The 14,504-nt window shown below is 59.2% G+C and carries 15 protein-coding genes; 9 read left to right on the plus strand and 6 right to left on the minus strand.

What is annotated here, in order from left to right:
* Positions 1–18: 18 nt before the first annotated feature.
* From lspA to B3527_RS07600, 4 genes are read left to right on the plus strand one after another with little or no spacing between them, the layout of a single operon-like run.
* The gene (lspA, locus tag B3527_RS07585) at positions 19–543 is read left to right on the plus strand and encodes a signal peptidase II (protein ID WP_206992545.1); all 525 of its coding nucleotides are present in this window, start codon (positions 19–21) and stop codon (positions 541–543) included.
* Between the two features lie 33 nt (positions 544–576).
* The gene (locus B3527_RS07590; RefSeq protein ID WP_034814107.1) at positions 577–1,071 is read left to right on the plus strand and encodes a DUF3035 domain-containing protein; all 495 of its coding nucleotides are present in this window, start codon (positions 577–579) and stop codon (positions 1,069–1,071) included.
* Positions 1,072–1,121: 50 nt separating this feature from the next.
* A complete protein-coding gene (locus B3527_RS07595) occupies positions 1,122–2,477 on the plus strand; it encodes a M16 family metallopeptidase (RefSeq protein ID WP_290479065.1) in 1,356 nt (451 codons plus the stop codon).
* A gap of 1 nt (position 2,478) precedes the next feature.
* Complete coding sequence (locus B3527_RS07600; protein ID WP_290479064.1) at positions 2,479–3,885, plus strand: M16 family metallopeptidase; 1,407 nt, start codon at positions 2,479–2,481, stop codon at positions 3,883–3,885.
* 9 nt (positions 3,886–3,894) lie between these two features.
* Here B3527_RS07600 and B3527_RS07605 read toward each other — a convergent pair whose 3' ends face one another.
* Together B3527_RS07605 and B3527_RS07610 are read right to left on the minus strand one after the other, a co-directional pair.
* On the minus strand, positions 3,895–4,845 hold the full coding sequence (locus B3527_RS07605; protein WP_290479063.1) for an NUDIX hydrolase: 951 nt from the start codon (positions 4,843–4,845) through the stop codon (positions 3,895–3,897).
* Positions 4,842–5,462 carry an HD family hydrolase gene (locus tag B3527_RS07610; protein ID WP_290482462.1) on the minus strand — a complete coding sequence of 207 codons (621 nt, stop codon included), beginning with the start codon at positions 5,460–5,462 and terminating at the stop codon, positions 4,842–4,844. The genes B3527_RS07605 and B3527_RS07610 overlap by 4 nt, the downstream gene beginning before the upstream one ends.
* A 177-nt stretch (positions 5,463–5,639) precedes the next feature.
* Between B3527_RS07610 and B3527_RS07615 the strand changes: the two genes are divergently transcribed.
* Entirely contained in the window at positions 5,640–5,789 is a 150-nt protein-coding gene (locus B3527_RS07615) for a hypothetical protein (protein ID WP_156947865.1), read from the plus strand.
* 16 nt (positions 5,790–5,805) lie between these two features.
* Here B3527_RS07615 and B3527_RS07620 read toward each other — a convergent pair whose 3' ends face one another.
* The 4 genes from B3527_RS07620 to B3527_RS07635 form a co-directional block, all read right to left on the minus strand.
* Complete coding sequence (locus tag B3527_RS07620; RefSeq protein WP_206992549.1) at positions 5,806–6,927, minus strand: beta-ketoacyl-ACP synthase III; 1,122 nt, start codon at positions 6,925–6,927, stop codon at positions 5,806–5,808.
* Between the two features lie 118 nt (positions 6,928–7,045).
* Positions 7,046–7,360, minus strand: coding sequence for a hypothetical protein (locus tag B3527_RS07625; RefSeq protein ID WP_290479062.1), 315 nt, complete (start codon positions 7,358–7,360; stop codon positions 7,046–7,048).
* A 3-nt stretch (positions 7,361–7,363) separates the two neighbouring features.
* Positions 7,364–7,942, minus strand: a complete 579-nt coding sequence (locus B3527_RS07630; protein WP_206992551.1) for a DNA-3-methyladenine glycosylase I — start codon at positions 7,940–7,942, stop codon at positions 7,364–7,366.
* Positions 7,935–8,747: a YgfZ/GcvT domain-containing protein gene (locus tag B3527_RS07635; protein ID WP_290479061.1), complete on the minus strand. Its 813-nt coding sequence runs from the start codon at positions 8,745–8,747 to the stop codon at positions 7,935–7,937. Before B3527_RS07635 ends, B3527_RS07630 begins: the two co-directional genes overlap by 8 nt.
* Before the next feature lie 108 nt (positions 8,748–8,855).
* Between B3527_RS07635 and B3527_RS07640 the strand changes: the two genes are divergently transcribed.
* The 4 genes from B3527_RS07640 (at position 8,856) to B3527_RS07655 (ending at position 14,504) form a co-directional block, all read left to right on the plus strand.
* Positions 8,856–10,190, plus strand: coding sequence for a dihydroorotase (locus B3527_RS07640; RefSeq protein ID WP_290479060.1), 1,335 nt, complete (start codon positions 8,856–8,858; stop codon positions 10,188–10,190).
* Positions 10,187–10,972: a potassium channel family protein gene (locus B3527_RS07645; protein WP_290479059.1), complete on the plus strand. Its 786-nt coding sequence runs from the start codon at positions 10,187–10,189 to the stop codon at positions 10,970–10,972. The genes B3527_RS07640 and B3527_RS07645 overlap by 4 nt, the downstream gene beginning before the upstream one ends.
* Positions 10,973–11,014: 42 nt before the next feature.
* A complete protein-coding gene (locus tag B3527_RS07650; RefSeq protein ID WP_290479058.1) occupies positions 11,015–12,889 on the plus strand; it encodes a feruloyl-CoA synthase in 1,875 nt (624 codons plus the stop codon).
* A 67-nt stretch (positions 12,890–12,956) separates the two neighbouring features.
* Positions 12,957–14,504, plus strand: coding sequence for an acetolactate synthase large subunit (locus B3527_RS07655; RefSeq protein ID WP_349677878.1), 1,548 nt, complete (start codon positions 12,957–12,959; stop codon positions 14,502–14,504).

Here is a 14,504-nt window from a genome sequence, read left to right on the forward strand (position 1 = left end):
AGCTGCAATCTGCGCGGGATGAAACTGAAAATCTCCAAACTCTGGGCTCTGGCGCTCATTCCCGTATTCGTGCTGGTAGACCAGTGGTCCAAATGGCTTGTGCTGGAAGAACCCCGGTTCAACGCGCTCACTTGCCTGGAGACCCGTCAGGGCTGCGGACATATCCCGCTGCCCGGTCCGATTGACCTGACCATGGTTTGGAACCGGGGTATGAGCTATGGCCTGTTCCAGTCCGATGGCATCGGGCGCTGGCTGTTGGCGCTCGTCATGTTGGTGATCGCGCTGGGCTTCCTGTACTGGCTTGTGCGCTATGCCGATCATTGGCTGTTGAAGTTGTCGCTGGCCATGGTCGTTGGCGGCGCGTTCGGCAATCTGATCGACCGGGTTCGGTTCGGAGCCGTTGTGGACTTCGTCAATGCCAATGAGTTGATGTTCCCATGGGTCTTCAACGTAGCCGATGCTGCAATTAGTGTGGGCGCGGTATTGCTGTTTGCCGACCAGTTCTTACTGTCGGGCCGGAAACAGGCTAAGAAACAGTCCTGAGTATTTTAATCGTGATGGCGAGGACGCCCTGATATGAAAAAACAGATTATCCTTCTGGCTACTGGTGTCGCAATGGCGGCTTCCACGGCCTGTACGTCATCCGGTGGCGGTTCGCGTACGCCGGACGAGTTCCGCGTTGTGACCATGGCTCCTCTGACCGTTCCGCCGAACTACAAGCTGCGACCGCCGGAAGCCGGCGGCGCCTTGCCACCGGAACTGGATGGCTCGCGCACTGAAGTCACCGCCGCCTTCGGCTCGACCATTGGCCGCAATGCCAGCGCGTCCGAGAAAGCCCTCGTGGCTGCTGCTGGCGCCAATGCGGTTGATCCGGTCATCCGCACGCAGGTCGACTATGAAGAGACCAAGACGATCCGCAAATCGACCAGCATTGCCGACCGCATCTTGTTCTGGCGGGCTGATGATGAGGAAACCGCTGAAGGCGTTGCCACCGATAATGCCACCGGTGGTGAACCGGTCGTGATCGAGCAATCCAGCGATGCGCCGCGCATCAAGTTGCCGGGAACCTGATACAATCTACGTAAAATGAGTCAGTCGAACACCTGAGAGGAACAACGCCCATGAAACGGATATTTGCCGGGGGGCTGTTCGCGCTCTCGGCTTTCGCATCCAGTGCCGTCGCAGACGAAAGCGCATGGACTCCGACCGTGTTCAATCTCGACAATGGCATGGAAGTCGTTGTCGTTCCTGACCATCGCGCGCCCGTCGTGACTCATATGGTGTGGTACAAAGTCGGCGCGGTCGACGAAGCCGAGGGAAAATCCGGCATCGCGCATCTGTTTGAACATGTCATGTTCAAGGAGACTGACGATCTCGCCCCAGGTGAGTTCGACAGCATCGTCTCGCGCAATGGCGGCGTCAGCAATGCCTTCACGAGTTGGGACTACACCGCCTATTTCGAGCGCGTTGCCAAGGACCAACTCGGTACGATGATGGCGCTCGAGGCCGAGCGCATGACCGATCTCGTCATCAATGACGATCCAGACGGTCCGTTCATTTCCGAACGCGATGTCGTGAAGGAAGAGCGTCGCCAGCGCATCGACAACAATCCCGGCGTGATCCTGCAGGAAATGGTCCTGTCCGAACTCTGGAAGGGCCATCCTTACGAGATCACGATCATCGGCAATATGGATGAAGTGGCGGCTCTGACGCCAGCGGACGGATTGGCCTTCTACAAGGAATACTACAGCCCTGAGAATGCGATTCTGGTCGTCGCTGGTGATGTGACGCCCGAAGAAGTGCGCGCCCTGGCCGAAGAGCATTATGGTACGATTGCGCCAACCGGTACGGCGCATGGCGAGCGTAAATGGGCCCCCGTTGCACCTCTGACCGAAACCAAGGAACTCGTCTATTCAGATCCGAAGGTTCGCCAGCCTAGCTGGAGCCGGTATTATTCCGGCACTTCCGAGACCCGCGACCGTGAACTTTCCTATGCGCTTGATGTCGGTCTCGAAGTCCTCGGCGGCGGCATGACCAGCCGCCTCTACCAGTCGCTGGTCGAAGACCAGCAGATTGCCATCAATGCCAACACGTATGCCTGGACGACGCTTCACGATGAAGGCCCCGCCATCATTACGGCAAGCCCGGCGCCCGGCGTCACACTGGACGTGTTGGAAACGGCCATCATGGCCGAGGTGGAGAAGGTGCTGGAAGAGGGCTTCACTGATGCCGAAGTCGAGCGGGCACGTAACAGTCTTGCCGCGCAGGCGATTTACGCCCGGGACAGCCAATCCAACATGGCCAACACATTCGGCTCCACGCTAGCCCTTGGTGGCTCGATTGAGGACGTGCTGGATTATCCGGACGCGATGCGTGCCATAACCACGGAACAGGCAATTGCCGCTGTGCGCGAAATCTTTGGCGCTGACCGCCACTATATTGAGGCACACTTGCTGCCTGCCGAGGGAGATTCCTGAGATGAAACCTTTTGACCTCATCATTGGTGCGGCCCTTGGTGTCGGGCTTGCGGCGTGCGCTTCTGTCGAGACGCAGGATGACTTGGCCAGTGTTGCCGATACGGCACCCGCAGAACTTGTTGAAGACAGCGGTCTGGATATCGTCGTCCACGAAGGGGATTTCGCCGAGATCCAACAATTTACCACGCCCGGCGGCGTGTCTGTCTGGCTGGTTTCCGAGCCATCCATCCCGATCCTGTCGGTGGCGATGGCGTGGGAAGGCGGCGAAGCGGCCGATCCGGAGGGCCTGGAAGGTCTGGCCGATGCGGTTGTCTATCACATGAATGAAGGCGCGGGCGATCTCGACTCGCTTGCCTTTCAGACCCGGATGGAAGATCTGAACATGAGCTTCGGTTGTAGCGCCTCGAGCGACTGGACCTCCTGCTCTGCGTCCATGCTCACCGACAATGCGGATGAGGCAATGAGCCTTGTGGCGCAAGCTTTCGAGGCGCCCCGTTTCGATGCGGGTCCGTTCGCCCGGTTCCAGCGGGAAAGGGAAGTTTCGTTGAACACGCGCGAGACGAATGCGCGCTATCTCGCGGGTCGGGCTGAGGCTCAGGCTATCTATCCTGACCACCCTTATGCGCGCGAAACGTCCGCCGAGAGTATCGCTGCCCTTACGCCGGAACTCGCCAAGGCGCACATGCGTAAACTGATGGTGAAAGACAGCCTGATTGTGACCGCCGTCGGTGCGATTACGCCGGAAGAGCTCGCCCCCATGCTTGATGCGATCGCGGAGAGCCTGCCAGAGAGCAATGATCTTCCGGAAACGCCTGAAATTACCTTCACGGTAGACGGTGCATTTGAGCCTGTGCTTATCGATCTGCCACAGCCGCAAAGCCTTGTGCGCTTTCTGGCACCAGGCCTCAAACGCGAAGATCCGGATTTCTTTACGGCCTATGTTGTAAACTACACATATGGTGGTGGTGGATTTGGCAGTAGACTGATGGAATCGCTGCGTGTTCAGAAAGGGCTGACCTATGGCGTCTACACTTGGCTATCGTTTGACGACACCTATCAGAATTGGGGTGGCAGCGGCCAAACCAAGAATGAGAGTGTAGGTGAATTCGTCGAGGCACTATTGGCCGAAACCGCCTTGATCGCGGAAGAAGGCATTACGGCGGAAGAGCTTGCTGACGCGAAGGCTTACCTCACAGGCTCCTATCCATTGGCTTTCGACTCGAACGCCAAGATCGCGGGCCAGATGATGAGTGTCCGCCAGGACGAGCTGGGAGTGGATTATTTTGACCGGCGCAATGCCCTGATCGAAGCTGTCACGCTCGAGGATGCAAACCGCGTTGCTGCGGAATTCCTCCAGCCGGACCGTTTCAGCTTCATTATGGTGGGCCAGCCTGAAGGGCTTGACTAGGCATCTCGCCTAATCCGCTGTCTTTCGCGGCGCTGACAGGCCGGTAGTCGATGCATCAAAGGCGCTGTCCCGGTTATAGCTATATAGCTCTGCCGGGCGGCCACCGGTGCTTGTTTCCATCGCACCTGTTCCAATGACAAAACCGGTCTTGTCCAAGGCGCGCCGGAAATTTTGTGTGTGCAGGGATAAACCCAAGATACTCTCGACGGCGCGTTGCAGGGACGACAGTGTAAACCGGTCAGGCATGAGCTCGAACACTACCGGTCGGTATTTGATCTTGCCGCGTAGGCGGGAGATGGCGGTGGCGAGGATGCGGCGGTGATCCGATGCCATAGGCTCGCCGAGGCGTACATCGGGTTCAGGCAAGCCAGCGTCACGGGCGCATTCGATGACCAGACCAGCTTCATAGAGCAATTCATAGCGGTCGAGCACGCGTTCTTCGATCCAACGGATTCCATCCAGCGCGAAAGCGGCGCGTGCGCGCTCCAGTCTACGTTCGTTTCCCGCCGCCCAGGTCATCAGGCGCGGCGCAATATGAGCATCGATGATGGCGGGTCTGCCACTGCGATGGTCTTCCCATGGAAAAAATCTGTACCAAGATTGCCAGCGCGCCTCAAAAGAGTCACCTGCCGGGCGCGCTTCGGGGGTTAGCGCAAGATAGCCGACAGAAATGACACGCGCATTTGGCGCTGTGCCAGCCAGCGTTGCTTCGGGTGTCTCCCGGTCTTTGTCCCCAAATGTGTAGAGTTGTTCAACATAACCGAGTTCGAAACCCGTCTGTTCCCGAACCCACCCTCTCAGCGAGAGGTCAAAAGTGCGGTGCCTGTCTGGGTCGAAGACGCCGAATGGGAGCGCATCCTCGCCTGTCTCGCGTTGGGTGATCAACACACGTGGTGCGTCCGCCTCCACGGCGACCATCACGGCAGACAGACCAATCAGCAACGGGGATGACTGTGTCATGTGGCAGTCTCTATTTGCTTGTTGATCTGGGCATAGCGCTTCAGGAATGTGGATTGTGCGTCCGGTACAGCTTTTGGTTTCAACCGCAATTTCGTGTCTTCGGGCGGTTTGCCGAACAGCTTGTTTGCTTCGTCCTCGGAAAACCCGGCCAACTGGATCGCCTCACTCCATGCGCAGATCAGGTCCGCTTTCTTGATCAGACGTTTCAGGCGTTGCGGTGTTACGGGAGCGAGGCCAAACCGAATATGGATGGCTTCCTGCAGACGCGCCTCAATGCTCTTGTAGCTTTCTCCCAGCAAGGCTTTGAAAGGAGAGATCATATCGCCGATGACGTATTCAGGGCTGTCATGCAGCAGGGCCGTCAGGCTTTGCTGTGGTGTCAGGTCAGGCTGCAAGGTGCGGCAGATCTTTTCCACAAGGACAGAATGTTCGGCCACTGAAAATGCATGTTCGCCGCGGGTTTGGCCGTTCCAGCGGGCCACGCGCGCCAGACCGTGGGCAATGTCCTCGATTTCCACATCCATGGGCGAGGGATTTGCCAAATCGAGTCGGCGGCCGGACAACATGCGTTGCCAGACTCGTGGGGCCTTAACAGAATGCTTCACTCGAGACGTCATCACCCCCTTCTTTAAGCCATTTGTAATAGGGGTAAAGAAACGAGGGCATTCCGGTTACGAACTCGTCCCTTTTTCGCCCTGATTGGCAAATGCGCTGTTAAGGCGTTTCGGGCAAAAGGGGGATGTAAACAAGGGCTGCGTTCACGAATTCGCGGCCGACCCAAACAAGAGGTGACCATGCTGGATTCTTTGACGACTGTTGTATCTACCCAAGCCATTGCGTTCGGCGTATTGCTGATTGCGTGTAGCATCGTCGTTGTAGAAGCGGTCCGTGCCAGCAAGGAAATCCTTTGGGGCGACATGTTCATGGACGATCTGGACGACTAGTTCAGGTCTTGGTCGCTCAAGCGGCTTTCTCAACAAATACCGTTCCGGCAGAATAGCCAGCACCAAACGAGCAGATCAGCCCGCGCTGGCCATGCTTGAAGTCGCCGGAATTCTTGTGGAATGCAATGATAGAGCCTGCCGATGAGGTGTTCGCATATGTGTCGAGCACGGTGGGGCTTTCGTCCTCCGTCGCTTCGCGCCCCAGCACCTTGGACGAGATCAGGCGATTCATATTGGCATTTGCCTGATGCAGCCACATGCGGCGCAGACCTTCCGGCTTAATGTCCAGTTCTTCCATCTGCGACGCGATCATGTTCGCCACCATCGGCACGACTTCCTTGAAAACTTTGCGGCCTTCCTGAACGAACAGCTTGTCCGGCGCGTCGATGCCTTCCGGCGCGGCGCGGTTCAGGAACCCGAAATTGTTGCGGATATTGTTCGAGAACTGGGTCTTCAGTTTGGTGCCAAGAATCTTCCAATGGCCGACCGGTGCAATGCTCTCTTCTTCGACAAGGATAGCTGTGGCCACGTCGCCAAAGATGAAATGGCTGTCGCGATCCGTGAAATTCAGGTGGCCGGAACAGATTTCCGGATTCACCACCAGCACGGATTTCGCGCTACCGGACCGGATGAAGTCAGCTGCGGTCTGAATGCCGAATGTGGCCGACGAGCACGCCACATTCATGTCAAAGGCAAAGCCGCCACAGCCCAATGCGTCCTGCACTTCGACAGCCATGGCGGGATAAGCGCGCTGCATGTTGGACGCGGCGCAGATAACGGCGTCAACGTCTTCGGCTTTGCGGCCCGAACGCTCCAGCGCATCGCGCGCGGCATTTACCGCAATCTCGGCCAATACGGAAATGCGATCATTCGGACGCTCGGCAATGCGCGGTGCCATGATGTCAGGATCCAGGATGCCGGCCTTGTCGATCACGAAGCGCGATTTGATGCCGGATGCCTTCTGGATGAACTCTACCGATGAATGGGTTTTCGGCTCGATCAATCCCGCGCTGATATCTGCCGCGCGTTCCCGGTTCCAGTTGTCAGCCCATACATTGTAGCTGTGAACCAATTCTTCATTGGAAATCGAGTTGGGCGGCGTCCAGAGACCTGTCGCCGAAATCACGGGTGTATTCATTCCTGCCCTCTATTCCAGAACCGCCGAAGTGCGGACCAATTCTGTTTGAGTCTACAAAGGTTTAGCTTGTCCGACAGTGTTGGACGAGATGCCGGGTTTGGCAAGAGCCGGTGGCTGTTCACTCGTCCGGCAGGCGCAGTCCGGAATCCGTGGTTTGACGCGCGTCTTCCCGCGAAATGCCCTGGGCCTCGTGGATGGCCTGACTTTCTTCAGCTGCCTTGCGTCTTTCGGCGCGAGACGCAGCTTCGCGTTCCTGTCGCGCCGTCATCAGAGCCATTTCCGTCTCAATGCATCGATCGCGGGTTTCCGGGTTGGGGGCTGTGCGGCACCGACTCCAGGCTTCCGCTCGATTGGTCTGATCGATTGAGGAAGTTGCGCACGCGACCAGCGTCGGCAGCGCGATGAGGGCAGCGGCAATCAAACTGGCTTTCATGAATCAGGTCTCCTGGACGGCGATGTGTCGGGGGCAGGCTACATCATGGTCATTGACCATGCCAACCGCCTGCGCCCATGCGTAGACGATTGTGGGGCCAACAAATTTGAACCCGCGTTTCTTGAGGTCTTTTGACATTGCAGCTGACCAACTGGTTTGGGTTGGTGCGTCCCGGAAATGCTTCCATTTATTGATGGTTGGCGTTCCGCCCACGACGCGCCAGCAATAGTCGGAAAAACCTTCCCCTGCCTCTTCCATGGCGAGATAGGCCTGGGCATTGCCAATCACGGCTTCGACCTTTTTTGGGCTGCGGATGATGCCGGGGTTTGTCAGCGCCTTGGCGGCGCGGGCAGGTGTCCAGCGGGCAATCTTTTCCGGATCGAAGTTATCGAACTCTTCGCGAATGCTGTCCCGCTTGCGGAGGATGGTGATCCAGGCGAGCCCGGCCTGCATGCCGTCCAGTTGCAGTTTTTCCCAGAGCGCGCGGCCATCCCTTTCAGGCACACCCCATTCGGTATCGTGGTAGTTTCGATATAGCTCGTCGGTAAGCGGGGCCCATGCGCAGGGAAAGGTTTCAGTCATGGGCTGGTTCCGCCAGATGCGCGTCGACTTCGGCGCGTTGCCATTCGGTCAAGTCAAAGGTGACGGCCGCGCCGTTGCAAGTGAATGATTTGCCATCCTGTTCGGCTTTGGCCAGTCGGTCGGTGCGGATGAGGGCAAGGCCGGCAGATCCAGCCACGCTGGTCACGGTGCCGATTGGGGCGTCCGCGAGAATATCCATGCCGGTTTCCAGCGCGTCGCCAGTGACTTTCACCGTGCGCTTGCGAATTTTGCCCTTGCGCTTCATGCGGCTCGCCACTTCCTGACCGACGAAACAGCCTTTCTTGTAGTCGATGCCGTTCATCATATCCATGTTGATATCGGTCGGGAAAACCTCTGATCCTCGATAGTCCGCGCCCCATTCCGGCACGCCCGCCGCGATCCGTGCGGCATGCCATTCCTGGGCCGGCATTTCGATGCCGGAGACGCCAACAGGTGTAATCGCGCGATGCGGCAATTGGGGGGAGCGGATGTCGATCCAGCTGCCTTCGGTCACGACATCCTCGGTAAGCCGGTCAATTGCGACGTCATTGCGCATCCTGAACATTTTCAGGCGCTTCTCCAGGTCATCGGCGGCGTCGGCATGGACGTCAATATAGATGTTTTCGAGCGCCAGCATGGCGAGATAATCCGCGATCACCTTGCCTTGCGGCGTCAGCAGCGCGCCATAGCGCATTTCTCCAGTCTGCCAGTTGTCGACCGAATGGGTCACGGTGCGCCCAAGCAGGTGCAGCATGTCCGGTCCGGTCAGGCGGATAATGTCGCGGTTTGGAAGAATGCGTTTCATCTACCTCTTGTAAGTATGGTTTTGACCCATCTCAAGGGAGCGACGCCATTTGCCTGTACCGAAAAACCACCCTTGACTTAGCCCCTCCGGAGTCACACCCCATCTGTCATGACCTATGATCTGATCCTTAAAGGCGGCACCGTCGTTTCTCCCGGCGGTATGACCCAAACCGATGTCGGCGTGATCGGCGAGCGTATCGCGCATATTGGCAATCTGACTGGCGTGGATGCTGGAGAAGTCTATGACGCGACCGGGCTCCACATATTGCCGGGCGTCATCGACAGCCAGGTCCACTTCCGCGAGCCGGGTCTGGAGTACAAGGCCGACCTAGAAACAGAAGCGCGCTCGGCCGCGCTTGGCGGCGTCGTTGCCGTGTTTGAGATGCCAAACACCAATCCCTCAACGACCACGCCCGAGGCCCTGACCGACAAGCTGGCCCGCGCCAAGGGGCGCATGGATACCGACCATGCGTTCTATGCGGGCGCGACGCACGAGAATATCGTCTTGTTGCCCGAGATGGAAAAGATGCTCGGCTGCTGTGGCGTGAAAGTCTTCATGGGCGCCTCTACAGGCGACCTCCTGATCAAGGATGATGAAGGTGTCGAAGCCGTCCTGCGCGCGATCAAGCGCCGCGCGGCCTTCCACTCCGAAGACGAATACCGCCTCGAAGAACGGCGCGGCCTGGCCGTGCCCGGTGACTGGCAGAGCCATATTGTTGTGCGCGATGTCGAGGCGGCCGTCAGTTCGACTCGACGCCTGCTGCGTCTCGCTCGCAAGACCGGCAAGCGCATCCATGTGCTGCATATCTCGACCGCCGAAGAGATGGAGCTGCTGCGCGATGCAAAGGATCTGGCCAGTGTCGAAGTGCTGCCCAATCACCTCACCCTCGCGGCCCCGGATTGTTATGAACGCCTCAAGGGCTTTGCCCAGCAGAACCCGCCTGTGCGCGAACAGCGCCATCAGGATGCGCTGTGGCGCGCGCTGAATGCGGGTATTGTTGACGTGCTGGCCACGGACCACGCCCCGCATACGCGCGAGGAAAAGGAGCGGCCCTATCCCGCGTCGCCGTCTGGCATGCCGGGCGTGCAGACGATGGTGCCGGTCATGCTGACCCATGTGAACAATGGCAAGCTTAGCCTTCAGCGCTTTGTCGAACTGACCAGCGCCGGGCCGCAACGGGTCTTCGGCCTCGCCGACAAGGGCCGCATTGCCGAAGGCTATCATGCTGACTTCACGGTGGTGGACCTCAAACGCAAGGAGACCATCACGGAAGACTGGTCGAAGTCCAAGTGTGGCTGGACACCCTATGACGGTTTCGAGGCAACCGGCTGGCCGGTCGCAACCATCATCCGCGGCGGCTTCGTCATGCGCGACGGCGAGATCGTGAAAAAGGGCGGTGGTCAGCCGGTCCGCTTCAACGAAACGCTGGAGCCTGCCGGTTGAAGCACGAACGCAAGGGGCTGAACCGGGCTTTATTCTGGCTGTATGAAGGTACAGGCAAATGGCCGTTCCTGTTTCGCTGGGCCATGCTGGCGTTCGATTTCGTTACCATCGGCTATTTCCTCTGGGCGCCCTTTGACCAGCGGGACCGCACGCATATCGCTGTCGATTACGTGATTGGAAGTTTGATCCTCGCCGACCTGTTGGCGCGGTTCTATATCGCGCGGCACCGCTGGAATTTCGTGGTCCGGCCCATCAATATTGCGGATCTTGTCGTCGTGATCACCATGTTTGCGCCGCTGCTGGTTTCGAATTTCGCCTTCCTGCGCGTGCTCCGTGCGGTCAGAGCCATTCGAGCGTTCACCTTTATCAAGCGGGTGAAGGTGATCACCCCCTTCTTTCAGCGGCATGAGCGGATCATCGATAAGGTGACCAACCTGGCTGTGTTCGTCTTCATCATGGCTGCGGTCGTCTATTCGACCCAGGTCGGCATCAATGACGGCATCCGCACCTATATAGACGCGCTCTATTTCACGGTCACGAGCCTGACCACAACTGGCTATGGCGATGTTCTGATGGTTGGTCCTGGCGGACGACTTCTGTCGATAATAGTGATGGTGCTGGGTTTGACCCTCTTCCTGCAGCTCATTCGCACCATTATCGAGCCGCGCGACAAGGTGGAACAGGAATGCGAGGAATGCGGCCTGCGGCTTCACGAACGCGATGCCGTGCATTGCAAGCACTGCGGAGAAGTGATCCATATTCCCACAAGCGGCTTTGAATGAGCCGGAAAGAACAAAAAATACACGGGAAGAAACGCGCACATCATGCCTGACACGTCGGACCTGCCCTTTCGGGAAGTACCCTATCTGCCGCTAAAGCTGGAGATCGATCGGCGACCCGACGGCACGATCTACCTCGACAACGGCCAGCCTCTGAAAGCTTGCCTGCCACATATGCTGGCAGCGCTTGTCCATTGGGCCGAGCATCGGCCGGACACAGTATGGCTCGCCGAGCGCGATCCGGAAAATCCGGGTGCCGAAGGCTGGCACACGATCACGTATGCGGTGGGACTCGATACCGTGCGCCGGCTCGCGCAAGGCTTCCTCGACGCCGGCGCCGGACCGGACGCGCCGCTGATGATCCTGTCGAAGAACTCCATTGCCAATGCCCTGATCATGTATGCCGCCATGTGGGCGGGCAGCCCGGCCGTGCCCGTCACACCGGCCTATGCGCTGCTCAGCGAAGACCTTGGCCGCCTCAAGTATATTGATGGCCTGACCCAGCCGAAATTCATCTATGTCGAGGATGGGACGGACTATCAGCGCGCGCTGGATGGGCTGGATATCGAAGGTCGCCTCGTCATTTATAGCGGCAACGCGCCGGAGCGTTACGATGCGGTACGTTTCGAACAATTCATGCGGTCGCCGACTTTGGCGGTGGATGAAGCCTATGCCCGTCTCACGCCGGACACAGTGGCAAAATACATGATGACGTCTGGGTCCACAGGTGAACCCAAGGCGGTCATCAATCTCCACGGCATGGTCGCCTCCAATGCCAGGATGATCCGCTCGATCTGGGATGAAGATCGTCTGGATGAACTCACGGGCGGCACGCAGGTGATGTGCAACTTCCTGCCATGGAGCCATACTTATGGCGCGCATTCGATCCTGCACAACATGCTGGATTGGGGCGGCACGCTCTACATCGACCAAGGCGCGCCGACGCCGGCACGACTTCCGGAAATGTTGCGCAACCTGAAAGAGGTCTCCACCACCCAGCACACGACCGTGCCGGCGGCATGGGCCGCGCTCGCGACCGAGCTTGAGCGCGATGATCAGTTGGCTGAGGTATTCTTCAAGCGGCTCGTTTGCATGGCCTATGGTGGCGCGTCCATGGGGCAGGATATCTATGAGCGCATTCAGGCGGTCGCCGTGCGCATCACTGGCGAACGGATATCATTGTCGGCAGGCTATGGCGCAACTGAGACCGCCCCAACTGCCTCGAATGTGCATTGGCCGAATGACCGGATGGGCCTGATCGGCCTGCCGCTGCCAGGCAACACGTTCAAGATGGTGCCGAACGCCGAAAAGATGGAGCTGCGGGTTAAAGGGGTAAACGTTACGCCCGGCTATTTCCGCAATAAAGTCAAGACGGCCGAAGCCTTTGACGAGGAAGGCTTCTACAAGCTCGGCGACGCGGTGAAATTCGTCGATCCCGACAATCCCGAACGGGGGCTCGCTTTTGATGGACGCACGGCCGAAGAGTTCAAGCTCGCCAACGGGACCTGGGTTTCGGCAGGCACCGTGCGCGTGCAGGCCGTGGCTGCGACGGGTGGTGCACTATCAGATGCCGTCGTCTGCGGCCTAAACAAGAATGATGTCCGTCTCCTGGGTTTCCTGAATGAGGCGTGGTGCCGCCGGCTGGTTGGGGAGGATTTGCCTCTTGACCAATTGGTCGCGCACCCAGCCATACATGAGAAAATTCGCGAAGGCCTCGCTCTGCACAACAAGACGCATCCGAATGTTTCCGCTCGCGTCGCGCGAGTGTTGCTTCAGACTTATCCTCCGTTGGCGGACAATGGTGAGATTACCGAGAAGGGCTACATCAACCAATCGCGCACGCAGGACCTCAGGCAGGATCAGGTCGACACGCTGTTTGCCGAATCTAGCGAGACGCCAGCGAATTTGCTCATCCTGTAGCGCACGACACCGAACACGAACAAGAATCTCAAAGGGAATCCGGATGACAGACCAGCCAACCCAGTCCATGACCGGCGCCGAAGCGCTCGTATCCACGCTGGCCGATCATGGCGTGACGGCGTGCTTCGCCAATCCCGGTACATCAGAAATGCATCTTGTCACCGCGCTCGATCATGAGCCGCGCATCAAGTCGACGCTCTGCCTGTTCGAGGGCGTTGCGACGGGCGCCGCCGACGGCCATGCGCGCGTGACCGGAACGCCGGCCATGACGTTGCTGCATCTCGGTGCGGGATATCTCAATGGCGGCGCAAACATTCACAATGCCCGCCGGGCCTGGACGCCTATGATCAATGTGATCGGGGACCATGCCGTGCCGCACCAGCGCTATGACGCGCCGCTGGCCTCTGACGTCATCGGCATGGCGGGGCCGAATTCGCGCTGGATCAAATCCGCCGACAAGGTCGGGCAAGCCGGCGATCTGGCCGCGCAGGCATGGGAGGCGAGCTTTGGACCCGAACCTGGTCCGGTGTCTCTGATCCTTCCCGCCGACACCGCCTGGCTGGAAGGCGGGAAGCCCGGCGCAACGCGCGCCCGGCCATCCCTGCGCCAGCCTGATACGATTACGATCGATGTCGCCGCTGCCGCCGTCAAATCGGCCAGCAAACCGATCATCATCATCAACGGAACCGCGCTGACCGAAGCGGGGCTTGCTCAAGCGGCCCGGGTGAAAGCCGCAGGCGTTCGCGTATTGACCGACACGTTCTTCCCGCGACAGGCGCGCGGGGCAGGCCGGTTCATTCCAGACCGGATGCAATACTTCGCCGAAGGCGCCATGTCGGACCTTGAAGGCTCGGACCTGATGCTGATCGCAGGTACGCAGGTGCCGGTGGCCTTCTTCGCCTATCCCGGCAAGCCGAGCGTGCTTGTGCCGGAAGGATGTACACCGATGAAGATTGGCGGACCGGAGACCGACAGCGCCGCGATCCTTGAGGCGCTCGCAGATGCGCTCGGTGCGAAGGAAGCCGCCCCGGTGGCTGAGCTGGACCTGCCGGGAGCACCGACAGGCGCTCTCAATGCTGCTACGATTGGCGCATCCATTGCCCGCCACATGCCGGAAGGCAGTTTCGTCTCGGATGATGGCGTCTCCAATGGCCTGCCTAGCTTCCTGATGACCCAGCGCGCCCGGCCGCATGACTGGATGATGCTGACGGGCGGCGCGATCGGGCAGGGCATGCCGCTCGCGTTGGGGGCATCGCTCGCTGCACCGGCCCGCAAGACGCTCTGCATCACCGGCGACGGTGCGGGCATGTATACCAATCAGGCACTTTGGAGCATGGCGCGCGAAGGCGCGAACGTGGTCAACGTGGTCTTCGTCAACCATTCCTACCGTATCCTGAATATAGAACTGGCGCGGACAGGCGCCGGCAATCCGGGGCCTGCCGCGCAGGAACTGCTTGGCCTCGGCCATCCGGAGATCGATTGGGTGAAGCTGTCAGAGGCGCAGGGTGTACCCGCAGTCAGCGCCACGAATGCGGAAGAGTTCGATCTTGCGCTTGAGCGGGCGTTTGCTGCGGACGGGCCTCAGCTGATCGCGGCGCACGTTCCGGCGCGGTAG

The organism is Hyphomonas sp. UBA4505, assembly GCF_002388685.1.
GTDB lineage: Bacteria > Pseudomonadota > Alphaproteobacteria > Caulobacterales > Hyphomonadaceae > Hyphomonas.

What these genes read in the sequence shown, in the direction of transcription:
- lspA (WP_206992545.1), top strand. Translation starts at nt 19, where the DNA reads ATGAAACTGAAAATCTCCAAACTCTGGGCTCTGGCGCTCATTCCCGTA.
- B3527_RS07590 (WP_034814107.1), top strand. Translation starts at nt 577, where the DNA reads ATGAAAAAACAGATTATCCTTCTGGCTACTGGTGTCGCAATGGCGGCT.
- B3527_RS07595 (WP_290479065.1), top strand. Translation starts at nt 1,122, where the DNA reads ATGAAACGGATATTTGCCGGGGGGCTGTTCGCGCTCTCGGCTTTCGCA.
- B3527_RS07600 (WP_290479064.1), top strand. Translation starts at nt 2,479, where the DNA reads ATGAAACCTTTTGACCTCATCATTGGTGCGGCCCTTGGTGTCGGGCTT.
- B3527_RS07605 (WP_290479063.1), bottom strand. Translation starts at nt 4,845, where the DNA reads ATGACACAGTCATCCCCGTTGCTGATTGGTCTGTCTGCCGTGATGGTC.
- B3527_RS07610 (WP_290482462.1), bottom strand. Translation starts at nt 5,462, where the DNA reads ATGACGTCTCGAGTGAAGCATTCTGTTAAGGCCCCACGAGTCTGGCAA.
- B3527_RS07615 (WP_156947865.1), top strand. Translation starts at nt 5,640, where the DNA reads ATGCTGGATTCTTTGACGACTGTTGTATCTACCCAAGCCATTGCGTTC.
- B3527_RS07620 (WP_206992549.1), bottom strand. Translation starts at nt 6,927, where the DNA reads ATGAATACACCCGTGATTTCGGCGACAGGTCTCTGGACGCCGCCCAAC.
- B3527_RS07625 (WP_290479062.1), bottom strand. Translation starts at nt 7,360, where the DNA reads ATGAAAGCCAGTTTGATTGCCGCTGCCCTCATCGCGCTGCCGACGCTG.
- B3527_RS07630 (WP_206992551.1), bottom strand. Translation starts at nt 7,942, where the DNA reads ATGACTGAAACCTTTCCCTGCGCATGGGCCCCGCTTACCGACGAGCTA.
- B3527_RS07635 (WP_290479061.1), bottom strand. Translation starts at nt 8,747, where the DNA reads ATGAAACGCATTCTTCCAAACCGCGACATTATCCGCCTGACCGGACCG.
- B3527_RS07640 (WP_290479060.1), top strand. Translation starts at nt 8,856, where the DNA reads ATGACCTATGATCTGATCCTTAAAGGCGGCACCGTCGTTTCTCCCGGC.
- B3527_RS07650 (WP_290479058.1), top strand. Translation starts at nt 11,015, where the DNA reads ATGCCTGACACGTCGGACCTGCCCTTTCGGGAAGTACCCTATCTGCCG.
- B3527_RS07655 (WP_349677878.1), top strand. Translation starts at nt 12,957, where the DNA reads ATGACCGGCGCCGAAGCGCTCGTATCCACGCTGGCCGATCATGGCGTG.